General features: G+C 57.2%; 25 protein-coding genes. 16 read left to right on the top strand and 9 right to left on the bottom strand.

Annotated elements, in window-relative coordinates:
- Nucleotides 1-122: 122 nt before the first annotated feature.
- Entirely contained in the window at nt 123-1,142 is a 1,020-nt protein-coding gene (locus CBB62_11700; protein ID OUT39976.1) for a hypothetical protein, read from the top strand.
- Between the two features lie 198 nt (nt 1,143-1,340).
- Here CBB62_11700 and CBB62_11695 read toward each other — a convergent pair whose 3' ends face one another.
- Both CBB62_11695 and CBB62_11690 read right to left on the bottom strand, forming a co-directional pair.
- Complete coding sequence (locus CBB62_11695; protein ID OUT39975.1) at nt 1,341-2,141, bottom strand: short-chain dehydrogenase; 801 nt, start codon at nt 2,139-2,141, stop codon at nt 1,341-1,343.
- A 24-nt stretch (nt 2,142-2,165) separates the two neighbouring features.
- Complete coding sequence (locus CBB62_11690; GenBank protein ID OUT39974.1) at nt 2,166-2,918, bottom strand: hypothetical protein; 753 nt, start codon at nt 2,916-2,918, stop codon at nt 2,166-2,168.
- 189 nt (nt 2,919-3,107) lie between these two features.
- Between CBB62_11690 and CBB62_11685 the strand changes: the two genes are divergently transcribed.
- The 7 genes from CBB62_11685 to CBB62_11655 all read left to right on the top strand — a co-directional run bounded on the left by CBB62_11685 (nt 3,108) and on the right by CBB62_11655 (nt 9,924).
- A complete protein-coding gene (locus tag CBB62_11685; protein OUT39973.1) occupies nt 3,108-4,088 on the top strand; it encodes a hypothetical protein in 981 nt (326 codons plus the stop codon).
- A 66-nt stretch (nt 4,089-4,154) separates the two neighbouring features.
- On the top strand, nt 4,155-4,733 hold the full coding sequence (locus CBB62_11680; protein ID OUT39972.1) for a hypothetical protein: 579 nt from the start codon (nt 4,155-4,157) through the stop codon (nt 4,731-4,733).
- Nucleotides 4,730-6,019: a hypothetical protein gene (locus CBB62_11675; protein ID OUT39971.1), complete on the top strand. Its 1,290-nt coding sequence runs from the start codon at nt 4,730-4,732 to the stop codon at nt 6,017-6,019. Before CBB62_11680 ends, CBB62_11675 begins: the two co-directional genes overlap by 4 nt.
- Before the next feature lie 19 nt (nt 6,020-6,038).
- A complete protein-coding gene (locus CBB62_11670; protein ID OUT39970.1) occupies nt 6,039-7,295 on the top strand; it encodes a ribulose 1,5-bisphosphate carboxylase in 1,257 nt (418 codons plus the stop codon).
- Nucleotides 7,292-8,683 carry a hypothetical protein gene (locus tag CBB62_11665; GenBank protein OUT39969.1) on the top strand — a complete coding sequence of 464 codons (1,392 nt, stop codon included), beginning with the start codon at nt 7,292-7,294 and terminating at the stop codon, nt 8,681-8,683. The genes CBB62_11670 and CBB62_11665 overlap by 4 nt, the downstream gene beginning before the upstream one ends.
- A gap of 145 nt (nt 8,684-8,828) precedes the next feature.
- Nucleotides 8,829-9,455, top strand: a complete 627-nt coding sequence (locus tag CBB62_11660; protein OUT39968.1) for a hypothetical protein — start codon at nt 8,829-8,831, stop codon at nt 9,453-9,455.
- Nucleotides 9,448-9,924: a hypothetical protein gene (locus CBB62_11655; protein ID OUT39967.1), complete on the top strand. Its 477-nt coding sequence runs from the start codon at nt 9,448-9,450 to the stop codon at nt 9,922-9,924. Before CBB62_11660 ends, CBB62_11655 begins: the two co-directional genes overlap by 8 nt.
- Here the strand turns inward: CBB62_11655 and CBB62_11650 are convergent.
- The 7 genes from CBB62_11650 to CBB62_11620 all read right to left on the bottom strand — a co-directional run bounded on the left by CBB62_11650 (nt 9,890) and on the right by CBB62_11620 (nt 14,929).
- Nucleotides 9,890-10,540 (bottom strand): hypothetical protein, encoded by a 651-nt coding sequence (locus CBB62_11650; protein OUT39966.1) that lies wholly within the window; start codon nt 10,538-10,540, stop codon nt 9,890-9,892. The genes CBB62_11655 and CBB62_11650 overlap by 35 nt on opposite strands.
- A 44-nt stretch (nt 10,541-10,584) precedes the next feature.
- Nucleotides 10,585-11,196, bottom strand: coding sequence for a sulfurtransferase (locus CBB62_11645; protein OUT39965.1), 612 nt, complete (start codon nt 11,194-11,196; stop codon nt 10,585-10,587).
- Nucleotides 11,197-11,207: 11 nt separating this feature from the next.
- Entirely contained in the window at nt 11,208-11,639 is a 432-nt protein-coding gene (locus tag CBB62_11640; protein OUT39964.1) for a hypothetical protein, read from the bottom strand.
- A gap of 6 nt (nt 11,640-11,645) precedes the next feature.
- Entirely contained in the window at nt 11,646-11,765 is a 120-nt protein-coding gene (locus tag CBB62_11635; protein OUT39963.1) for a hypothetical protein, read from the bottom strand.
- Nucleotides 11,765-12,769, bottom strand: coding sequence for a cytochrome d ubiquinol oxidase subunit II (locus CBB62_11630; GenBank protein ID OUT39962.1), 1,005 nt, complete (start codon nt 12,767-12,769; stop codon nt 11,765-11,767). Before CBB62_11630 ends, CBB62_11635 begins: the two co-directional genes overlap by 1 nt.
- Entirely contained in the window at nt 12,766-14,190 is a 1,425-nt protein-coding gene (locus CBB62_11625) for a cytochrome ubiquinol oxidase subunit I (GenBank protein OUT39961.1), read from the bottom strand. The genes CBB62_11630 and CBB62_11625 overlap by 4 nt, the downstream gene beginning before the upstream one ends.
- A 109-nt stretch (nt 14,191-14,299) precedes the next feature.
- Nucleotides 14,300-14,929 (bottom strand): peroxidase, encoded by a 630-nt coding sequence (locus tag CBB62_11620; protein OUT39985.1) that lies wholly within the window; start codon nt 14,927-14,929, stop codon nt 14,300-14,302.
- Nucleotides 14,930-15,117: 188 nt separating this feature from the next.
- Between CBB62_11620 and CBB62_11615 the strand changes: the two genes are divergently transcribed.
- The 8 genes from CBB62_11615 (at nt 15,118) to CBB62_11580 (ending at nt 21,781) form a co-directional block, all read left to right on the top strand.
- The gene (locus CBB62_11615) at nt 15,118-15,786 is read left to right on the top strand and encodes a Crp/Fnr family transcriptional regulator (protein ID OUT39960.1); all 669 of its coding nucleotides are present in this window, start codon (nt 15,118-15,120) and stop codon (nt 15,784-15,786) included.
- Between the two features lie 141 nt (nt 15,787-15,927).
- Nucleotides 15,928-16,143 (top strand): hypothetical protein, encoded by a 216-nt coding sequence (locus tag CBB62_11610; GenBank protein ID OUT39959.1) that lies wholly within the window; start codon nt 15,928-15,930, stop codon nt 16,141-16,143.
- A gap of 4 nt (nt 16,144-16,147) precedes the next feature.
- Nucleotides 16,148-16,585 carry a hypothetical protein gene (locus CBB62_11605; GenBank protein OUT39958.1) on the top strand — a complete coding sequence of 146 codons (438 nt, stop codon included), beginning with the start codon at nt 16,148-16,150 and terminating at the stop codon, nt 16,583-16,585.
- Between the two features lie 8 nt (nt 16,586-16,593).
- On the top strand, nt 16,594-17,049 hold the full coding sequence (locus CBB62_11600) for a permease (GenBank protein ID OUT39984.1): 456 nt from the start codon (nt 16,594-16,596) through the stop codon (nt 17,047-17,049).
- A gap of 11 nt (nt 17,050-17,060) precedes the next feature.
- The gene (locus tag CBB62_11595) at nt 17,061-17,945 is read left to right on the top strand and encodes an MBL fold metallo-hydrolase (GenBank protein ID OUT39957.1); all 885 of its coding nucleotides are present in this window, start codon (nt 17,061-17,063) and stop codon (nt 17,943-17,945) included.
- Between the two features lie 37 nt (nt 17,946-17,982).
- Entirely contained in the window at nt 17,983-19,677 is a 1,695-nt protein-coding gene (locus CBB62_11590) for a TIGR01244 family protein (GenBank protein OUT39956.1), read from the top strand.
- An 88-nt stretch (nt 19,678-19,765) separates the two neighbouring features.
- Complete coding sequence (locus CBB62_11585) at nt 19,766-21,499, top strand: sodium-independent anion transporter (protein ID OUT39983.1); 1,734 nt, start codon at nt 19,766-19,768, stop codon at nt 21,497-21,499.
- Between the two features lie 105 nt (nt 21,500-21,604).
- Nucleotides 21,605-21,781 (top strand): hypothetical protein, encoded by a 177-nt coding sequence (locus CBB62_11580; GenBank protein ID OUT39955.1) that lies wholly within the window; start codon nt 21,605-21,607, stop codon nt 21,779-21,781.
- Nucleotides 21,782-21,915 lie beyond the last annotated feature (134 nt).

Genomic DNA, 21,915 nt, shown 5'->3' with positions numbered 1-21,915 from the left:
TGAGAGAGGCGGCAACGGTCGCCCGACGGATTGACAGATCGCAATCCGAATGATGTGTGCTGGGTAATGACTATCACTAGAGAAACTCTCTTCATCCAACCGAGTATTCAAGGAGTGATAACATGTCTGGATTTGATTCCGTATTTAGCGGCGATAACACCAGTGAGTATATTGAAGGAACCGTTTATAATGATCTTATTATAGGCAATGGTGGCAATGACACGCTGTTTGGTGCTGAAGGTAATGATCAACTTGATGGTGGTACCGGTGCTGACAGTCTGAATGGTGGCTGGGGTAATGACACCCTGAATGGCGGTGACGGCAATGATACGCTTATAGGCTTCAATGGTAATGATTACTTGTCCGGTGTTGACGGTAATGACCTTATGGATGGTGGCACTGGCAATGACACTTTCAGCGGCGGCACCGGCAATGACACCCTCTATGGCGGTGATGGCAATGACAGCATGAATGGTGGCATTGGAAATGACTATATCCGTGGCGATAATAACAACGACCGGATTGATGGTGGTGATGGCGATGACATCATCTATGGTAACACCGGCCTTGATACCATTACCGGCAGTAACGGTGATGACCTGATACTGGGAGACAGCAACAGCTATAGCAGTTCCGGTGGTAATGACTGGCTGTTGGCCGGGTATGGCGAGGATACGGTCTATGGCGGCGGTGGTGCGGATCGCATTACCGGCGATCAGGACAGTGACCTGCTCTATGGCGGTTACGGGGCCGATACGCTTGATGGCGGCAGTGAGGACGACCTGCTCTATGGCGACAACGATAATGACAGCCTGATCGGCGGCACCGGTGATGACGGCCTGAATGGCGGTGCTGGCGATGATATCCTGATCGGTGGGACCGGATCGGATGCGCTGATCGGTGGCAGCGGGGCTGACCAGTTCGTCTTTGCCGTCGGTGATGTGGCCGGGGATATTATCGCTGATTTCGCCATCGGTACGGATCAGATCGTGTTCAGCGGCTTCGATCCCGCCGCTACCTTCACCAACCCGGATGCGGATTATGTCTGGACCCTCGATGACGGGGTCGGCGGCAGTTTCGACATCACCATTACCGGCGTGACCGGTGGCCTCACCGCCGGGGTCGATTACGTCTTTGTGTAATCGCGGCTGGTAATAACACCGGCCTGCAATCAATAATCACAACACATAATCACAACCAGTAAACGGATCACGAAACGGCACATTTACCGGGCCGGGCGGGCATTGTTGTCTGCCCGGTTTCGGGCTTCTGCCAGATGTTTATTGAGATCTGGGTGCGCAGGGGATGCTGCATCCCCTGCGCATTTCGACAGAGTTTTCTTATGTACCAATGGCCGGGGTTTTCGGTACGTCGAGACCGTCATGCTCGAACATCAGGCCAGCGGTCAGGAAGCCGCCATCCACATTGAAGGTGGTGCCGCAAACATGGGAGGCGTCGTCTGAAGCCAGAAAAGCGACGGCATTGGCGATTTCCTCTGGCGTGCCGTAGCGGCGTTGCGGGATCAGATAGTGATATGCCTCGCGGGTTTTCGCATCATGTTGTTCGACCGCCATCTGGGTGGCGATGGCCCCCGGGGCGATATTGTTGACATTGATGCCCTTGCTCGACAGCTCTACAGCCATCACCTTGGTCATCAGTTCCAGCCCGGCCTTGGACGTGCCATAGGCTGTTCGCCCGATCCCGCCGCGCTGGCCGGAGAGGGAGGCAATGTTGATAATCCGCCCGTAATTGCGTGGCAGCATGTGGCGGACAGCGGCCTGGGCACACAGGAAGGCCCCAATCAGGTTGACGCCGATAATCCGCTCCATATCCGCCTTGGTGGTTTCGGTGAACAGCTTGGTTGTGCTGATCCCGGCATTGTTCACATGAATATCGAGCTGGCCAAAAGTATCGACGGCGGCCTGTGCCAGCTTTGCTGCGTCCTCTTCATCGCTGACATCGGTTCGGATGCCGATTGCCTTGCCACCGGCCTTGGTAATCTCCTCGGCCACATGTTTCGCATTGGCCTCATCAATATCCGAGACCACCACGGCGGCCCCGCGTTCGGCCAGCTTGCGGGCGATGGCTTCACCCATTCCACGACCGGCACCGGTGACGGTGGCAACTCTGTCTTGCAGCATAAATAGTGTTTCCTCTGTTGAATGTTATTTCGGCAGGTTATCGGGCGGTGGCCCTTCCAGCCTTGCCTGCCACCGCGCCAGCCCTTCATGGACGGAGCGGTCGAAGGCTGCTTCACGGGCCTTGCCCGAATTTCTTGTTTCGATTGCCTGGATAATCAGCTCGTGGTTGCGGACCGACACCATGCCGCCGGCAACCCGGTGGCCTTCCTGAATCCAGGGGGCAAACAGGTTGACGACAAACTTGCCCATCGCAGAGATCAGGGGGTTGTGACTGGCATCGAAGACAGCATCATGGAACGCGATGTCGGCTTCGGTGATCTTGTCCAGATCGGCGGGTTGTACGGTGGCGTGAATGCGCATCCGCTCATTGGCATCACGGATGGCCTTCAGATCGCTTTCCGTGCGGCGGTCGGCGGCAAGCTCTGCCGCTGTGCGCTCCACCATCAGACGGGTTTCAAACAGTTGCTGCGGAGTTGCCATCGTCATTGCCGACTGGAACATGACGAGGCAGCCGAGCGCGGTGCCAGCCTGTGGCCTGAGAAAAGTGCCGATGCCGCGTCTGATTTCGACCACGCCCATGGCATCGAGAATTTTCATGGCTTCCCGCACCGGGGTGCGACTGACGCCTACTGCGGAACAGATCTCGTTTTCCGTTGGCAAGCGGCCATCATCACGAAACGCATTGTCGCGAACACCGCGTTCAACAAAGCTGATCACATCCTTGACCGCGGATGCTGACTGGTTGCCGGGCGCTGGAGCTGAATCAAATGACATCATATGTATCTGCGCTTTCTGCCGAAGCTGTATCGATTATAAAAATGCGGTTTTTCACAGTCTTTCTAACAAGTCGGCGGTATGATGTCAGTTTCTATTGACGACATATGACATATGATGTCAGGGTCACGTCAAGACAGATTCGTCGGAAGAAGCTGTCTGTGAACAACAAATATTTTCCGGGAGGAAATTATGAGATCCGTAAAAACGGCCGTTCTGGCCGCTGTCTTTTCCGTGTCAGCGCTGATTGGCACGGCACATGCCGAAACCGTATTCAAGATGGGCCTTGTCGGCTCGCCGGGTACACCCGAAGTTGATGCCTCCATGCACTTCGCCGATCTGGTGAAGGAGAAGAGCAATGGCGAATACCGTATTGATATTCTGCACAGTGGTCAGGCTGGCGGTGAGCGCGAAATCGCCGAAGGTCTTCAGTATGGCACCATGGATATGGCCGTGCTGGGTGGTATTCTGCAGAACTTCGATCCGGCCCTGATGATTGTTGAATGGGACCTGCTGTTCAAAAACAACGATCATGTCCGTGCCGTGATGAATGGCCCGATCGGCGAGAAAATCTCACAACGTATTGTCGACAATGTCGGTGCCCGCAAGATTGCGACCTTTATGCGGTCGCCACGTCTGCTGACCACCAATAAGGAAGTCGATAAGCTGGCTGATCTGAAAGGCATGAAAATTCGCGTGCCGGAAATGCCTGCCCGGGTTGCGATCTGGAAAGCCCTCGGCGCACAGCCGACACCAATGGCATTCCCCGAGGTGGTTCCGGCCCTGCAACTGGGTACCATCGATGGTCAGGAAAACCCGATCGGTCTGATTACCAGCAGTGGTATCGATGATGCGGTCGATTACCTTGCCGATACCGAACACCTCTATGGTTTCATGGTGCTGCTCGCCTCTGAGAACATGTGGCAGCGCATTCCGGCGGATGATCAGGAAATCTTCCTCGAAGCCGCGGAAGAGGCCGCAGTTTACAATGATGATCTGGTTGAGAAGAGTTCGAAATCAGGCATGGAAAAAGCCGAGCAGAAAATGACCATCACCCATCCGAAGATGGATGAATGGCGTGCGGCTGCGGCTGATGTTTACAAGCAATTTTCTGACGTTGAAGGTTTCACCGAGCTGTACAACAGCATTGTTGCCGAAGGTCAGAATTACTAAGCACTCCTCCCTGGACTGCTGTGGGCGGCGCATTGTCGTCGCCCACTCTTTTTTCACGGATATTGTATGCGTCGCACCCTCATCTGGTTTGATCGTGGCTATCGCTGGTCTCTGAGTGCCATATGCGTTGCCCTGTTTGTTGTCATGATTGCCGCCGTCGGCGGGCAGGTGGTGATGCGCTATGTATTTTCCAGCCCGTTGTCATGGTCGGAAGAACTCGCCCGATACAGCATGGTCTGGATGGCCATGTTGGCCGCGGCCCTCTGTTCCCGATCGGGGCAACATATTGCGCTGATGGGATCGGTCCCGTTGCCCGGTCGGTTGAAGCTGGCGCTGCAGATTCTGGCAACGCTGCTGACCTGCGCCATTCTAGGTATTCTCTTCTATCACTCATGGGATCTGATGCAGCGCGCTGCCCGTCAGACCACGCCCGGTCTCGGCCTGTCCATGAGCTACATCTATGCGTCACTGCCAACAGGCATCGGACTGATGATTATCGGCCAGCTGCTCGGCTGTGCCATGATCTGGGCAGGTATCGAGAAAACCGCTGAAACCTCTGCGGATACGGTTGATGAAGACAGTCCCGTGGGCAGTGAGATCAATATCCCTGCCATCGAAGAAAACCCCGTGCGGGAGAGCAGATAGTGCCGTTGTTTTTTTCATCCGCAGCAGGCCTGTTCCTTCTGTTTTTTGGTTTCCCGGTTGGTATTGCGCTGATTGCCATACCTCTGGTTTTCCTGCTTGTTGATCCGAGTATTACCGTTCCACTTCTGGTCATACCGCAGAAAATGTTTAGTGCCATGGACAGCTTTCCGCTGATGGCAGTGCCGTTTTTTGTACTGGTTGGGCAGGTGATGAATGTGGGTGGCATTACGAACCGGATTTTCGATTTTGCCAATGCCCTGATCGGCCATGTCAAAGGCGGTCTGGCACAGGTGAATATTCTGGCCAGCCTGCTGATGTCCGGCATGTCCGGTTCTGCCGTTGCCGATGCATCAGGCCTCGGTCAGGTCGAGATCAAGGTCATGACCAAGGAAGGTTATGATCCGGCATTTGCCGCTTCCGTCACCGCAGCATCGGCCACCATTGGCCCGATTGTACCCCCCAGCATCCCGCTGGTTATTGTCGGTGCCATTACCAATACCCCGATCTCGCAGTTGCTGGTTGCCGGGCTGTTGCCGGGCCTGCTGATGACCGCGGCCCTGTGCCTGATGGTTGTCTGGCTTGCCCATCGCCACAATCTGCCGACCCGGGCAAGAGCCAGTCTGAAGCATCTGGGCAAGACCTTCCTGAGTGCCCTGCCCGCCCTGATGGCCCCGGTGCTGCTTGTCGGCGGTATCCTGTCGGGTGTCTTCACCCCGACCGAGGCATCGGCAGTGGCGGCAATTTATGCCATTGCCGTCACTATGTTCTGGTACCGGGAGCTGAACCTGAAGGGGCTTTACGATGTGCTGGTCAGCAGCGCCGTTGTTGTCGGGTCGATATTCTTCATCATTGCCGGTGCCGCTGCAGTTTCATGGCTGCTGACATGGCTCGGCGTGCCACAGGCGCTGGCCACCAATCTGAGCGGTCTGGCCGAAAGTCCAACCCTGCTGGTTCTGGCGATTATCGGGTTCCTGCTGGTCGTCGGCTGTTTCCTTGAAAGCAATGCGGCACTGATCCTGGTGGCACCGCTGTTGATCCCGATTGCGGTTTCCGCCGGGCTCGATCCGGTTCATCTGGGCACGGTCATGGTGCTGACCCTGATGCTCGGGCTGATTACCCCGCCCGTGGGGATGAATATGTTCATTGTGATGGCGATCGCCGACATTTCCCTGATGCGGTATCTGAAGGCTTCGCTGCCATTCTTTCTGGTGCTGCTTGCGGCCACGCTGATCGTTGCCTTTGTGCCGTGGTTCTCGCTGGTCATTCCAACACTGTTATTGCGCTGAGGTAGCGGAGGTATCTGACATGGGTGAGCGGTTATATGCCAAGTATCTGTTGCGTACCGCGCTGGAAGCCGAGCAGGTGGCGGCAACCGTGGCGGGTGAACAATCATCCGGCACCTTCATCGCGACACCGGGGGAGAGTGCCGAGCTGAAGCAACGGTCAGGCGCGCTTGTCGAATTTCTGCATGAGACAGAGGACAGCGGTGATCCGGTACTGACGGGCTCAAAGCTTTCCGATGTGACGGGTGCCAAAATCCGCAGCTATGAAATGCTGCTGTCATGGCCGATGGAGAATATGGGGCCATCGCTGCCCAATATCATGGCTACCGTTGCCGGCAATCTGTTCGAGCTGAAGCAGGTTGCCGGCCTGAAACTGCTCGACATTGAATTTCCGCCCGGTCTTGCCGAGCGTTATCCGGGACCGGCATTCGGGGTTACCGGCACGCGCGCGCTGTCCGGGGTTGAGGGGCGACCGCTGATCGGCACGATTATCAAGCCGTCGGTTGGTCTCGATCCGCAGGCCACGGCAGATCTGGTGCAGGATCTGTGTGCCGGTGGTATCGACTTCATCAAGGATGATGAGTTGCAGGCCGATGGTCCGCATTGCCCGTTCGAGGAACGGTTCAATGCCGTGATGGACGTTATCGACCGTCATCATGACAAGACCGGTCAAAAGGTCATGTATGCCGCCAATATTACCGGTGAGCTGGACGAGATGATGGCGCGTCATGATCTGGTCGAACAGCGCGGCGGCACCTGTATCATGATCAGCCTGAATTCGGTCGGGCTGACCGGTGCCACTGCCTTGCGTCGTCACAGTCGCCTGCCCATTCACGGGCACCGCAATGGCTGGGGTTATCTTGGCCGGTCGCGGGATAATGGCTGGGGCTATTCGGCATGGCAGAAATTCTGGCGTATTGCCGGTATTGACCACATGCATGTCAACGGGCTGATGAACAAGTTCTGGGAGCCGGATGAGAGCGTCATTGCCTCGGCCCGCATGTGCCTGACCCCGCTGTTTGAGGACAAGCCGTTACTGGCGATCCCGATCTTTTCCTCGGGACAGTCGGTGATGCAGGCAGCACCGACCTGGGCAGCATTGCAGAGCCCCGATCTGGTTTATTGCGCCGGTGGCGGGATCATCGCCCATCCCTCGGGTATTGCCGCCGGTGTCCGCTCGCTCCGCGAGGCATGGGATGCCGCAATGAACGACGTGCCGCTCACTGAGGCCGCCCGCAAATCCACCATCCTTGCCGAAGCGATGGAGACGTTCGGATGAGTGGCGCAAGCCAGAGCAATGCGCTGCCGGACGGCGTTGTTCTCGGGTATTACGGCGATGACTTCACCGGCTCGACCGATGCGCTGGAAGTACTGTCCTTTGCCGGTTTGAAAACCGTGCTGTTTACCGCGCTGCCGACTGCGGAACAGCTTGCGCAATTCTCTGATTATCGGGCGATCGGCATTGCCGGTACGGCCCGGTCGCAATCACCGGCATGGATGGATGAGAACCTGCCGACCGTATTCCGGACACTTGCCGGTCTGGGCGCGCCGGTCATTCAGTACAAGGTCTGCTCGACATTTGATTCAGCGCCCCATGTGGGCTCGATCGGTCGGGCGATAGAGCACGGCATGGCGGCGGTGCCGGGTAACTGGTCACCCTGTATTGTCGGGGCGCCGCAGATAAAGCGCTGGCTGGTTTTCGGTCATCTGTTTGCCGGGGTGAATGGTGTCCGCTATCGCATCGACCGGCATCCGACGATGTCCCGGCATCCGGTGACACCGATGCAGGAAAGTGATCTGCGCTGCCATCTGGCGGCACAGACATCCCTACTGTCTGTCTCAGTTGATATTGACGATATGGAGCGCGGCAATCCGGATGCGAAGGTGCAGGTGGCACGCGAGCAGGGTGGGATTGCTCTGCTCGATGTGGTGGATGACAATACCCAGGCGCATGCCGGACGGCTGGTCTGGGAAAACCGTGACGGGCAGATATTCACCGCTGCGTCATCGGGGCTGGAATATGCCCTGATCGCCCATTGGCGCAAGGCTGGCCTGATTGCACCGACAGCACCGGACTTTCCCGCTTATCCGCCGGTTGACAGGGTGCTGGTATTGTCCGGCAGCTGTTCACCGGTGACTGCCGAGCAGATCGATCATGCCGAGAAAGCCGGATTTGCCGCGCTCCGGTTGGATGTCACCCGGTTGATTGATACGGCGCAGGCCGATGCCGAGATAGGCCGGGTTGTTGCGGCGCTGGCGCAGGCATATAGCGATCATGCCGGGGTGATCGTCTATGCGGCCAAAACTGTCGATGATGCTGCATTCAGGGAACTCGAACGGTTATGTGAGACGCGGAATATCGCCTTTGCCGAGGCCCAGCAGCGGATCGGGCAGGCACTGGGGGAGATTGCCCTGAACGCCATACCGCAGCACCGGTTGCAGCGGCTGGTCATTGCCGGTGGCGATACCTCCGGCCGGATTGTCGAAACCCTGCCGATTACCGCGCTCGAGGCAAAGTACCCGTTTGCCGTCGGCGCACCCTTCTGCCACTGCCACAGCGACACGCCAGCCTTTGACGGCCTGGAAATCGCCCTGAAAGGCGGACAGGTTGGTGACGCCGACCTGTTTGTGTCGGCTATGGGGCGCCTCAGTGCAAATTGCACTTAGCCTGCAGAAACAATAGCCGCTGCAGCATCTGATTGATTGGATTGACCGATGCTGACAGATGGGGCAGGAGGCGCCTCGGCCTTGCGCAGCATCCTTGCAGAGTGTCAGAAATTGCACTATATTTCTGACACTAGGAGCACGGATCATGACCACAGTCAGCACACAGCCCGCAGGGCATACAGAGCGGTTGAGCGAGAAGGTGCTGGCCCATGCCAGCACCTTGTCCGAGGGCGTCCCGGTGACGGCCAAGGGCTTGCTGCATCTGGGCAGCCGTGCCGCAGTCGATCAGGCGCTGTCGCGCCTGACCAGACGCGGCGCGCTGCTTCGCGCCGGTCGCGGTGCCTATGTGCTGCCGGTCGAAAGCCGTTTCGGTAAACGTGCCCCCTCGGTCGAGAAGACCATGGCGGCCTTGGCCGAACAGCGCGGCGAGCGCATTGTAGCCAGCGGTGCCATGGCAGCGAATGCTTTGGGCTTGACCACCCAGGTTCCGACCCGCCCGGTCTATCTGACCTCTGGCCGATCCCGGCGTCTGGTGCTCGGCAAACAGGAAGTCGAGCTGCGCCACGCGCCGAACTGGCAGCTGGCTCTGGGCAATGCCAAACCGGGTCAGGTGATCCGGGCCTTGGCCTGGCTCGGCCCTGAGAAGGCCGAGGCGGCTGCCTCGCGCCTGCGCACTACCCTGAACAGCGAGGAGCGAGCAGAGCTGGCCCGTGTCGCGGGCCGGATGCCGGACTGGCTGGCTGGTACCGTGAGCCGGATGGCGCATGGCTGAGACGTATTTTGATCTGACAGCTGCCGATCGACGCGAGGTGCTGGACGTAGCGGCCAGCGCCTCCGGTCGGCCTGTGCATCTGCTTGAGAAAGACATTTGGGTCGTCTGGTGCCTCGACACCCTGTTCGACGCTGAGATCGGCGCGCCGCTGGTGTTCAAGGGCGGTACGTCCCTGTCGAAGGCCTATCAGATGATCCGGCGGTTCTCGGAAGATGTGGACCTGACCTATGACATCTGTGAGCTGGCTCCGGATTTGGTCGGCGATGCGCCCGATGCGCTCCCACCTTCACGGAGCCAGGGAAGCAGATGGACCAAGGAAGCGCGCAAGCGCCTCGGTATTTGGGTCGGCGACACAGCGGCTCCGTTCCTGGCCGAGGCGCTGAAGGCCGTCGAACCCGTCACAATCTACCGATACGTTGGCCCAAACGGCGAGCTCAGAGAAAACGAGAAACGTGTTCTGGCCGCTTAACGTACGATCCTGCACTCAGCCGGAGCAGACCCCCAACAAGGCGACCGATGCGATCGGGCTGCGCGTTAATCACATCGAGGCGATAACGCACAAAATCATTGGCATCATTTTGCAAGGCGGTTTGGATCATGTGCGCTTTGTTATTTACCCAAATCTTGACCTGCGCTGACGGTAACGCGTGGTGAAGTAATTCATCGGATAAAGCTTTAGCCGCAAAAATATCGGCATCAGCGTCTAGTGGTCTGATATCAAAGCGCGACTGCGATATAAGCGATCCGGCATCACGCTGTGCGGTCAAGATACCATTGAGCCATGTCCTGGTCTGAGCCTCTGCCGTGAGTGGGGCAACCACCGTGATATTGATAAACTCAGTATGCCGCTCCCATTTAATGGTCGTATGCTCATGCCTGAGCAAGGCTTCCTGGTCGGTCTGATGAGCGTTTGAGAAGCCATTATTCTGCGCCCAGCTAATTGTTTCATGGAGCCCGGTTGACTTATCACGGGTTTCATCAACTAGCACCGCCGCATTCATTACCAAACTGCCCGCGGTAACAGGCAGTGCGGGGCGCGAATGGATCTCGCTGATGGCTCTTGGGAATGTTTCGTGGGTTTTCACTTTTTGACATTCCTATAATGAAAAAAGCCCACCGATCACGGAAATCAATCTCCCGATGGCGGTAATGTAACCGGTCGTTGATAAACTTTTCCAGCGTTAAGGTTATAGCTCCAGGGAAGGCCTGAATTTTTCCAGCCATTTACCAAACGCCATGGACCGTTTGGGTTGTCTTTTGAAGTGCTACCCTCAAAGCCATCAACGACAACATACACTTGTTCCAACCCAAGGCCTTCAAGGGCGTTGGCCGAAGGGGCGCCACGGGTTCCGCCAGAACGGCACATCAAGATGACCGGCGCTGATTTATCTAGGCCGTTTGCTTCTAATGCTGCCAAAATCCCAGCGGCAAAATCGGGGTTTTTCTCCATAGAGAATTTGGTTTGCTTGCTGTTCCATTGGCTGGGGTTAACCAGCATATAAGGAACATTGATATCAACCACATCGGTAAAGCCGGTAAACATCATTTCAATGGGCTCACGCACATCAACAAATAAAACCTCCTCACCCTGATCCTGCTTCATCTCATAGGCTTCAACTGCGGTAAGATAGAGTCCCCATGAGGTCTGTTTCGCAGGGTCTTCGGGCTCGGGCGCCGCGTTTGCGGGGAAGGCGATTGCACAAGCCAGAAGGGCCGAGATCGCAAGTGTTTTGAGCGCCATTGTTCAACTCCTTAGAACGATAAAATCTTGGTATTAGGGGCGAGAATTCGTCTCGCCATCGCATCTGGTTTGGCCACTGCGATACCGGTCAACAACGCTTCAGTTGTCGCCGGCTTATTGGGCAGATAAAGCGCACAAACCGAGACCGTGGCGCCCTTTTCCATGAGGATTTTCATGAGGCCGTGCGGCGACATACCCTTAGGTTGTTGCGGTTGAGTGGCGGTAGCTGGTGGTGCTGTTAACGCCAAATCACCCGCCGGGCCGCATAACAGAATGTCGACTTTGGCGCCCTGCTGTAATGATTGCATGCTTAAGACCATGCTCATCAATTGCGTCTGTGGCTCTGGGCTGGAGACAATGGTGAGCAGGTTAGACGGTTCTTGTGCTTGCGCGAAGTTGGCGAAAAACAGGCTGGCCAGAAGGCCAAAAACAGAGCGTTTCATGATTTATTATCCATTTAAAACATAGCGAATGACGAGGGCAACAACGCCCAAAAGGCCTACGCTGATCAGCCATAGCCCGATAAACCAGGCGAGTTTCTTAGTTGATGAGGATGGCGCGGATGTCATTAGTGATAGCCCTCATCAGGATCGACTTTGCCGCGGAACACCCAATAGGCATAGGCCGTGTAGCCCAGAATAATGGGCAATAAGATCAAGGCACCAACAAGCGCAAAAGCCAGGCTTGAATCCGGCGCTGCAACCTGCCAGATCGTCAGGCTTGGCGGCACCATCATGGGATAAAAGCTGATACCGATACCGATGAAACTGATCACAAACAGGGCGAGCGATGCGATGAAAGGTTGCGCGTCACGCTGGTCATTGAGGCCGCTGAATAGCTTCCAAAACGCAATAAACAGCAGTAGTGGGACAATCATTGTCCAAAGGCTGCCAGGCAGATTGAACCAGCGCTCCAGATAGACGGGATCCTGTAAGGGCGTAGTTAAGCTGACCAGGCCAATTAAAACAACCATCGCTATGCCAAGGCTCCACGAATAGCGCCGCATTTGGATATGTAGTTCGCCTTCGGTCTTCATAACCAACCAGGTGGCGCCTAACAGGGCGTAGCCGAATACGAGCGCAACACCAGTAAGTAAGGAGAAGGGGGTTAACCAGTCAAACCAACCGCCGGCATAGGCTCGGTTCTCCACCTCAATGCCTTGGACCAAGGCACCCAGCGCAATACCCTGGCACAGGGTTGCGATCAGTGAGCCGCCAAAGAAGGCGAGATCCCAGACACCCTTCCATTTTTTGGTGCGCCAACGGTATTCAAAGGAGACACCACGAAACACGAGGGATAAGAGCATGAGTATGATGGGCATATAGAGCGCGGGCATGATGATAGCGTAGGCGAGTGGAAAGACGGCAAATAAGCCACCACCGCCCAGCACCAGCCAGGTTTCGTTCCCATCCCATACCGGCGCTACCGAGTTCATCATCACATCGCGGTCACGTTCGGAGCGTCCGAATGGAAAGAGAATGCCAATGCCGAGATCAAAGCCGTCGAGTATCACATAAACCAGAACGGCAAAGGCAATCAGGCCAGCCCAAATGAATGCCAGATCAAAGATCATGAGGAGCCCTCCGCCATCGCTGTTTTCTTTGTCAGATCAATTTGTTGAGCAGGTGTAATACCAGCGGTCCGAATGGGGCCATCACGTAATCCAAGACGCTTCGTCGTGGCCGATTTGTTCATCATCCGAAGCAGGTAGTAAGTACCGGCGCCAAAGACGAAAAAGTAGACGATGATGAATGCCACCAGTGAGGTCGCAACGGCCGGTGCGTCAACGGGCGCTAGGGATTGGCTCGTCCGCAACAGGCCATAAACGGTAAAGGGTTGACGCCCGACCTCGGTGGTTACCCAGCCCGCAAGTACGGCGATAAAACCACTTGGTCCCATGGCGAGGCAAATACGTTGCAGCCAGCGATCCTCATAGAGCCTTTCGCCACGGCGTCGCAACAGGCTCCACAGCCCGACACCCAGCATCGCAAAGCCGATGCCAACCATGATGCGAAAACTCCAGAAGACAATCGCAACCGGTGGCTCCTCATCATCCGGGATGGTGTCGAGCCCATCCAGCGGTGCATTGAAATCGTGCTTTAGAATGAATGAGCTGAGTTTCGGTATTTCGATTGCGTAATCAATCCGCTTCTCAGCCTCATTAGGCAAGCCAAACAGGATCAGCGGCGCGCCATCAGGGTGGCTGTCGAAATGGCCTTCCATCGCCATTACTTTGGCCGGTTGGTATTCTAGGGTGTTCAAGCCATGCATATCACCGGCAAGGATCTGTAGCGGGGTGACTACCACCGCCATCCACATTGCCATTGAGAACATACGCCGTGCTTCAGCGTCTTGTGCATTGCGTAGCAGGTGAAGCGCACCCACAGCGGACACTACAAAGGCGGTGGTTAAATAGGCCGCCAGCACCATATGGGTCAGGCGATAGGGGAAGGATGGGTTGAAAACAATCTCAAACCAATTCTCCGGAACGAATTGCCCAACCTCGTTGATCGAGAAGCCAGCGGGTGTTTGCATCCAGGAATTAACTGACAAGATCCAGGTCGCTGACATCAGTGTGCCAAAGGCGACCATGGTCGTGGCGAACATATGTAACTTATCGCCAACCCGATCGCGACCAAACAGCATGATGCCCAGAAAGCCAGCTTCCAGGAAAAAGGCTGAAAGCACCTCGTATGCCATCAGTGGTCCAAGTATCGGGCCAGTTTTATCAGCGAAAACTGCCCAGTTTGTGCCGAACTGATAGGACATGACGATACCCGACACAACCCCCATGCCGAAGGCCACGGCGAATATCTTTTTCCAGTAATTAAAGAGATTCAGGTAAACCGCATCACGCTTCAACAGCCAGAGCCCATTGAGCACAGCAAGGTAGCTGGCGAGGCCAATGGAAAAGGCTGGAAAAATGATGTGGAACGACACGGTAAATGCAAACTGAATCCGCGCCAGTAGCTCTGCTGATAGACCGTCGAACACGGCTTCTCTCCCTTAAATAACGGATATCTACTAATCGAGATAGAATAGTGGCGCGCTAAAGGAATATTTAAAAACATACCTTTAGCGCGCTATCCTGCCGCAGGAATGATCAGCCCAACTCAACAGTCCGCAGATACGGGCGATGGGTGACCCAGCCTTGCGGGAACTTTTCCTTTGCCGCCTCATCGCTGAGGGATGGCGGAATGATTGCCGCAGTACCCGGACGCCAGTCGGCAGGGGTGGCAACACCGTTGTTGTCACCGGTTTGCAGGGCGTCGATGACCCGCAGAATCTCGTCAAAGTTCCGACCGACGCTCATGGGATAGGTCATGGTCAGGCGGATTTTCTTATTGGGGTCAATAATGAAGACCGAGCGGACCGCAGCGGTTTCGCTCTCGTTCGGATGGATCATGTCGAACTGTTTCGAGATATTCAGATCGGGATCGGCCACGATCGGGAATTGCAGGGTGCAGTTCTGGGTGTCGTTGACATCTAGTATCCATTTCTCGTGCTCTTCAACCGTGTCGGTTGAGAGGCCAAGCGGTTTGACATTGCGGGCGGCAAACTCTGCCGCGAGCTGGGCGGTGCGGCCCATCTCGGTGGTGCAGACCGGGGTGAAATCGGCGGGGTGGCTGAAGAAAAAGACCCAGCTGTCGCCGATCCAGTCGTGAAAACTCAGCTTGCCGGTTGTGGTGTCGGCGTCGAAATTCGGAACAATGCTGCCAATCAGAAGGCTCATGATTATCTCCATTGGTTGAGGTATGGAGCCAGATAAAGCGGGCAGGGCCGGACTGTCTGTAACCAAGTCACATTGGGCTGGTGAGAGATCAAAAAAACCGATAGTCATGTGCGCAATCACAAGATGTGCAACAGACACATCGACCATCAGCCGGGCATGCCGGAACCGGGCTATTCAGGAACAGCGACATGAGTGAGACAACAGTCTGGATCAACCGTTTTCAGGGGCTGCAATCCCTGCCGGAGGATATCCAGCGAATACTGGTCAGTCGCAGTCAGGTGGTGGCGGTGCCCGCCGGTACGGTGATTTTTGGTCCCGGCAATATACCCGATAACCTGCTGCTGCTGCTCGAAGGCACGGTGCGGGTTTCCCAGACATCGGAAGGGGGGCGGGAAATCGTTCTGTACCGGGTCGAGGCGGGGGAGAGCTGCGTGCTCACCACGGCCTGCCTGTTGGCGCAGGAAGCCTATTCCGCCGAAGGGGTTGCAGAAACCGATGTGAAGGCCGTCGCCATTCCCCGGCAGGTATTCAACGATCTGGTCTCTGCGGCACCGGCATTTCGGGACTTCGTCTTCGCTGCCTATGCCGGTCGGATCACCAATCTGTTCCGGGTGATCGATGAGGTGGCCTTCGGTCGTATCGATGTGCGCCTCGCCGCCCGGCTTATGGCGCTGTCATGCGGGCAGGATGAGTTGCGGGTCACCCATCAGCAACTGGCAACCGAGCTCGGTACCGCCCGCGAGGTTATCTCCAGACAGTTGAACGAGTTTCAGCGCCGGGAATGGATCCGTCAGGCGCGAGGCCAGATCACGCTGGTTGATCGGGATGCGCTGGATAATCTCGCCGCCGCTGCCTGATCGTTTGGCGTTATTTAATTAGCTGAAAATAAACACGATTTTTCTCTAAACGCTTTTTTTGCGCTGTATGTGACAAGGTCACCGACAGGCAAGGGGGCTGACGGTAATCTGCTGCTCAAATGCCTGTTTGGGAGAAAAGTCATGAAAACCAATGTCGGAACGATTGATCGGTCATTGCGCTTTGCACTCGGCCTTGCCCTGTTCTGGCTCGCGTTTCTGAGCGGCCTGCCGGTGGTGGAAGAGCCATTGGTCAAATATGGTGCCGCGGCTGTCGGGCTGGTGATGATTATCGTCGCCAGTGTCCGCATCTGCCCCATCTATTCCCTGCTTGGGCTGCGCACCTGTCGCGAGTGCTGAGTTTATGGGGACTGATTTTACACCAATCGCATCATTTGCCGGTGGTCTGCTGATCGGTGCGGCGGCTGTGCTGCTGATGCTGGTACAGGGCCGCATTCTGGGCGCCACCGGGATTTTGCGTAATGCGATTTTGCCGACATCACGAGCCGAGTTCTGCTGGCGGGCCGCCATGCTCGCGGGCATGGTTTCCGCGCCTGCGGTCTATTACCTGCTGACCGGCCAGATGCCGGTGGTCGAGGTACCGGTCAGTACCCCGATGCTGGTTATCGGTGGCGTGCTGGTCGGGCTTGGTGTCACCTATGGCAGCGGCTGCACATCCGGTCACGGCGTCTGTGGTCTCGCCCGGTTTTCGAAACGCTCGCTGGTGGCTACCCTCTGTTTCATGGCAAGCGCGGTGGTGACGGTCTTCATCATCCGGCATGTGCTGGGAGGTGGGTCATGAAGTCTCCCGTGAAGCTTGTCGCCTCATATCTCATCGGTCTGGTGTTTGGTCTCGGCATCACCGTGTCCGGCATGGCGAACCCGGCCAAGGTTCTGGCTTTCTTTGATCTTGCCGGGGCATGGGACCCGTCGCTGGCCTTGGTCATGGCCGGTGCACTGCTTGTTACCGTGATCGGTTACCGGCTGGCCTGGCGCCGCCCGAAACCGCTGCTCGACAACTCATTCGACCTGCCCTCGGCAACCGGAATCACTGCATCACTGGTTATTGGCTCGCTGGTCTTTGGCATCGGCTGGGGCATTGCCGGGTTCTGTCCCGGTGGTGCGCTCCCGACCCTTGGGACCGGGCGTAGCGAGGTGCTGGTTTTTGTTGCTGCCCTGATCGCCGGGATGCTGCTGGCACGGGTTATCCGGCACTCGGTTCTCAAGCTTTCAACGACTAAAATCCTGTCCAAAAACAAACCGTGAGGAAACGTCCAATGACAACCTATCCAGTTGATACTTCTGTAAAACCCGATGTTCAGGCCTTCTTTGACGAGGCTACGAATACCATCAGCTATATCGTCAAGGACCCGACCTCAGATGCCTGTGCGATTGTCGACAGCGTCATGGATATCAACTATGCGGCGGGGCGCATTACCTATACCCATGCCGATGCCATGATCGAGGCGGTCAAGAGCCGTGGTCTCAAGCTCGAATGGATTATCGAAACCCATGTTCATGCCGATCATCTGAGCGCTGCGCCCTATATCCAGCAAAAGCTCGGCGGCAAGATCGGTATCGGCTCGAAAATCATGATTGTGCAGGACACCTTCGGCAAGGTGTTCAACGAGGGCACCGAGTTCCAGCGTGATGGCAGCCAGTTCGATGCGCTGTTCGAGGATGGCGATACCTACAAGATCGGCAATCTGCAGGCCTTTGCCATCTATACCCCCGGCCATACCCCGGCCTGCATGGTGCATGTCATGGGCGATGCCGCCTTTGTTGGCGATACGCTGTTCATGCCCGATGGCGGTTCGGCCCGTGCTGATTTCCCCGGCGGTGATGCGGCCACCCTCTACGATTCCATTCAGAAGGTTCTGAGCCTGCCGGAAGAAACACGCCTGTTCATGTGCCACGACTACGGCCCGAATGGTCGCGACATCCAATGGGAAACCACGGTCGGTGAGGAGAAGGCCCACAACATCCATGTGGGCGGTGGCAAGACCAAGGAAGAGTTCGTCAAGTTCCGCACCGAGCGCGATGCCCAGCTCGACATGCCGAAACTGATCATTCCGTCACTGCAGGTGAACATGCGCGCGGGTCAGGTGCCCAAGGATCATGATGGCCGCCCGATGCTGAAGGTGCCGGTCAACCAGCTTTGATTGTCAGAAGGGCAATAAAAACAGAGGGAATAACATCGTGGAATTGAAGAAAATATCGGGCAACCTTACGGTCAGCCCGCAAATCAGTGTCTCTGACATTGCCGCGTTAAAGGCAGGCGGTTTTCGCTCGATCATCTGTAACCGACCAGATGGTGAGGGTGCTGATCAGCCGACATTTGACGAGATCGAGGCAGCGGCCAAGGCTGCGGGCATCGAGACCCGCTACATTCCGATCAAATCCGGCATGGTGCGCGACGAGGATGCCGAGGATTTCGGCAAGGCGCTGGATGAGCTTCCGGCACCGACACTCGCCTATTGCCGAAGCGGTACCCGTTCGGCAACCCTGTGGTCACTGAGCCAGGCACGCAAGCTGCCGATCGCTCATATTTTGGCGGTGACCAAAGGGGCTGGCTACGACATGAACGGGGTCGCCCGACGGATTGCCAATGGCGGCAAGACGCCGACCGATGTGGGTGATGCGAAATACGACATCGTGATTGTCGGCGGCGGGGCCGGTGGTATTGCCGTTGCCTCCAGCCTGCGGGTGCGAAGCCCCGATCTCGAGATCGCCATCATTGATCCGGCGGATATTCATTATTACCAGCCCGGCTGGACCATGGTTGGCGGCGGTATCTTCGAGCCGCAGCAAACGGCCAAGACCATGGGCTCACTGATCCCGACCGGGGTTAAATGGATCAAGGCAGCCGTGGCGGCCTTTGAGCCCGATAATGATGCGGTGATCCTCGATGGCTGCCGGGTGGTGAAATACAACCGTTTGGTCGTGGCACCGGGCCTCAAGCTCGATTGGGGCGCGATCGAGGGACTCGAGGAAACCCTCGGCCGTAACGGCGTTACCTCCAATTACCGCTATGACCTTGCGCCCTATACCTGGGAGCTGGTCAGCGAGATGCGGGAAGGGCGGGCGATCTTCACTCAGCCGCCAATGCCGATCAAATGTGCCGGGGCACCGCAGAAGGCCATGTATCTCTCCGGTGATGCCTGGTTCCGCCGCGGCGTGCTGCACAATATCGATATCCAGTTCAACAATGCCGGCGGCGTGCTGTTCGGGGTGAAGGATTACGTCCCGGCACTGATGGAGTATGTGGCGAAATACGATGCGACGCTCAACTTTTTCCACAACCTGATCTCGATTGATGGGGTGGCAAAGAAAGCGACCTTCAAGGTGGCAAAGCCGGATACCGAGCCAACTACGGTGACCATGGATTTTGACATGATCCATGTCTGCCCGCCACAGACCGCGCCCGACTTCATCCGGGTGTCACCGCTGGCCGATGCGGCGGGCTGGGTCGATGTGGATCAGGCAACCCTGCGCCACAAGACCTATGCCAATATCTGGAGCCTCGGCGATGTCATGAATGCGCCGAATGCCAAGACCGCGGCGGCAGCGCGCAAACAGGCACCGACGGTGGCGGAGAACATCATCGCCGATATTCGCGGTGGCTCGGCTGTTGCGCAATATGACGGTTATGGCTCATGCCCGCTGACCGTCGAGCGGGGCAAGATCGTGCTGGCGGAGTTCGGCTATGGCGGTGTGCTCAAGCCGAGTTTCCCGAAGGCCATACTCGATGGCACCAGACCGTCACGCGCCGCCTGGTTCCTGAAGGAAAAGATGCTGCCACCGATCTACTGGAAAGCCATGTTGCGGGGCAAGGAATGGCTGGCCAAGCCGGAGCCGATTGCCGTGACGCGACCCGCCCCGGCAGCAGAATAACCGGCTCTGGATTTTCCAACGCATATCACGGGATGGGCGACAGATCGCTTTCGCCCATCCTTCCTTATCTGAAAGCAAGAAATTCATGTTGAGCAATCTTGGGCGTTACATTCCGGTTCTTGACTGGAGCCGTCGCTATAACCGGGAAGCGTTTTCCAACGATATGGTGGCCGCGGTTATCGTGACCATCATGCTGATCCCGCAATCGCTGGCCTATGCCCTGCTGGCCGGGTTGCCGCCCGAGGCCGGGATTTATGCCTCCATCGTACCGATCATTCTGTATTCGATTTTCGGTACCTCGCGCGCCCTTGCCGTCGGGCCGGTGGCTGTGGTCTCGCTGCTGACCGCATCAGCGGTCGGGCAGGTGGCGGAGCAGGGAACGGCAGGCTATGCCATTGCCGCCCTGACCCTGGCGCTGCTCTCCGGTGGCTTTCTGCTGGCGCTCGGCATATTGCGGCTCGGCTTTCTCGCCAATTTCCTGAGCCATCCGGTCATCGCCGGGTTTATCACGGCTTCCGGTATCCTGATCGCGACCAGCCAGCTGAAACACATCCTCGGGGTACAGGCGCACGGCCATAACCTCGTCGAGATGCTGGGCAGCCTGTTCAGCCATCTGGGCCAGATCAACACCACGACGCTCGTGGTCGGTGTGCTGGCGACCGCATTCCTGTTCTGGGTACGCAAGGGGCTGAAGCCATTGCTGCGCAAGCTCGGCCTCGGGCCGAAGCTGGCCGATTTGTGCACCAAGGCCGGGCCGGTGCTGGCGGTGGTTGCCACCACCGTAGCAGCGTGGCAATGGGGGCTGGGCGACAAGGGTGTTGCCATTGTCGGCGAGGTACCGCAGAGCCTGCCGCCCTTCACCATGCCGGGCCTGTCCTATGACCTCATTCAACAACTGGCCATGCCCGCGATCCTGATCTCGATTATCGGCTTTGTGGAATCCGTGTCCGTCGCCCAGACGCTGGCGGCGAAGAAGCGCCAGCGCATCAACCCGGATCAGGAGCTGATCGGCCTGGGTGCCGCCAATATCGGCGCGGCCTTCACCGGCGGTTATCCGGTGACCGGCGGGTTTGCCCGCTCGGTGGTCAATTTCGATGCCGGTGCCGAAACCCCGGCTGCCGGTGCCTATACGGCAGTCGGGCTAGCCATCGCCGCCGTGGCACTGACGCCGCTGGTATATTTCCTGCCCAAGGCAACGCTGGCGGCAACCATCATCGTGGCCGTGCTCAGCCTCGTGGATTTCTCGATCCTGAAAAAGACCTGGGTTTATTCCAAATCCGATTTCGCCGCCGTGGTGGCAACGATCCTGCTGACACTGTGCCTCGGGGTCGAGATCGGGGTCTCCGCCGGTGTCCTGCTGTCGATCATGCTGCATCTCTACAAGACCTCACGGCCCCATGTGGCAGAGGTCGGGCTGGTGCCGGGCACCCAGCATTTCCGCAATATCAAACGGCACCGGGTCGAGACCGATCCGCGCCTGCTGATGCTGCGCGTGGATGAGAGCCTGTATTTCGTCAATGCCCGGTTCCTTGAGGATATCATCCAGAACCGTACCGCCGAGGGCTGTGAGGTCGAGCATGTCATTCTGATGTGTTCGGCGGTGAACGAGATCGATTTCTCCGCCCTCGAAAGCCTTGAGGCGATCAATGAGCGCCTGAAAGACCTCGATGTCGGATTGCATCTCTCGGAGGTGAAGGGGCCGGTCATGGACAAGCTGCAGACTTCGCATCTGATCTGCCACCTGAACGGCAAGGTCTTCCTGTCCCAATACGACGCCTGGAAAGCCCTTTGCCCAAAAGCATTCGATCTGGCTGCGGAGTAACGCCCTGCTGCACCATATCGCTGGTGTTGCCCATTTGAAGGCGGGCGCGAGTGTCTATGCCTTAAAAATAGCGGTCGATTTCGGCTCGAGCCCGAGTTCTGGTTCATGCTGGAGCGCATCGCCTTGCAGGAACAACAGGCGCTGCCGCGGCTGATCGATCGGATCGACCGGCACCGGCAGACGGGGCAGGGGACCGGCTCGGCCCTGTGCTGCTTCGTGATCCGGTATGTCGATCCCAACGGCAATCTACGCGACTATGGGAAAAGAGTGCTCAGCGCTTAGCGTAGGATTCTGTACTCCCCGGCATCAGACCCCATCAGGCCAGCGGTCAGGAAACCGCCATCCACATTGAAGGTGGTGCCGCAGACATGGGAGGCGTTGGCGATGTGCCGTAGCGGGATCAGATAGTGATAGGG

It is taken from the genome of Micavibrio sp. TMED2, assembly GCA_002168225.1.
Classification (GTDB): Bacteria; Pseudomonadota; Alphaproteobacteria; order TMED2; family TMED2; genus TMED2.
The sequence above is the reverse complement of the archived record's forward strand: the minus strand, read 5'-3'. Positions and strand labels throughout refer to the sequence as shown.

Coding starts and splice junctions, on each gene's coding strand:
- CBB62_11680 (OUT39972.1), top strand. CDS start 4,155: ATGCGTCGCACCCTCATCTGGTTTGATCGTGGCTATCGCTGGTCTCTG.
- CBB62_11595 (OUT39957.1), top strand. CDS start 17,061: ATGACAACCTATCCAGTTGATACTTCTGTAAAACCCGATGTTCAGGCC.
- CBB62_11615 (OUT39960.1), top strand. CDS start 15,118: ATGAGTGAGACAACAGTCTGGATCAACCGTTTTCAGGGGCTGCAATCC.
- CBB62_11635 (OUT39963.1), bottom strand. CDS start 11,765: ATGACATCCGCGCCATCCTCATCAACTAAGAAACTCGCCTGGTTTATC.
- CBB62_11655 (OUT39967.1), top strand. CDS start 9,448: ATGGCTGAGACGTATTTTGATCTGACAGCTGCCGATCGACGCGAGGTG.
- CBB62_11685 (OUT39973.1), top strand. CDS start 3,108: ATGAGATCCGTAAAAACGGCCGTTCTGGCCGCTGTCTTTTCCGTGTCA.
- CBB62_11620 (OUT39985.1), bottom strand. CDS start 14,929: ATGAGCCTTCTGATTGGCAGCATTGTTCCGAATTTCGACGCCGACACC.
- CBB62_11690 (OUT39974.1), bottom strand. CDS start 2,918: ATGATGTCATTTGATTCAGCTCCAGCGCCCGGCAACCAGTCAGCATCC.
- CBB62_11665 (OUT39969.1), top strand. CDS start 7,292: ATGAGTGGCGCAAGCCAGAGCAATGCGCTGCCGGACGGCGTTGTTCTC.
- CBB62_11580 (OUT39955.1), top strand. CDS start 21,605: ATGCTGGAGCGCATCGCCTTGCAGGAACAACAGGCGCTGCCGCGGCTG.
- CBB62_11640 (OUT39964.1), bottom strand. CDS start 11,639: ATGAAACGCTCTGTTTTTGGCCTTCTGGCCAGCCTGTTTTTCGCCAAC.
- CBB62_11660 (OUT39968.1), top strand. CDS start 8,829: ATGACCACAGTCAGCACACAGCCCGCAGGGCATACAGAGCGGTTGAGC.
- CBB62_11645 (OUT39965.1), bottom strand. CDS start 11,196: ATGGCGCTCAAAACACTTGCGATCTCGGCCCTTCTGGCTTGTGCAATC.
- CBB62_11670 (OUT39970.1), top strand. CDS start 6,039: ATGGGTGAGCGGTTATATGCCAAGTATCTGTTGCGTACCGCGCTGGAA.
- CBB62_11605 (OUT39958.1), top strand. CDS start 16,148: ATGGGGACTGATTTTACACCAATCGCATCATTTGCCGGTGGTCTGCTG.
- CBB62_11695 (OUT39975.1), bottom strand. CDS start 2,141: ATGCTGCAAGACAGAGTTGCCACCGTCACCGGTGCCGGTCGTGGAATG.
- CBB62_11610 (OUT39959.1), top strand. CDS start 15,928: ATGAAAACCAATGTCGGAACGATTGATCGGTCATTGCGCTTTGCACTC.
- CBB62_11630 (OUT39962.1), bottom strand. CDS start 12,769: ATGATCTTTGATCTGGCATTCATTTGGGCTGGCCTGATTGCCTTTGCC.
- CBB62_11700 (OUT39976.1), top strand. CDS start 123: ATGTCTGGATTTGATTCCGTATTTAGCGGCGATAACACCAGTGAGTAT.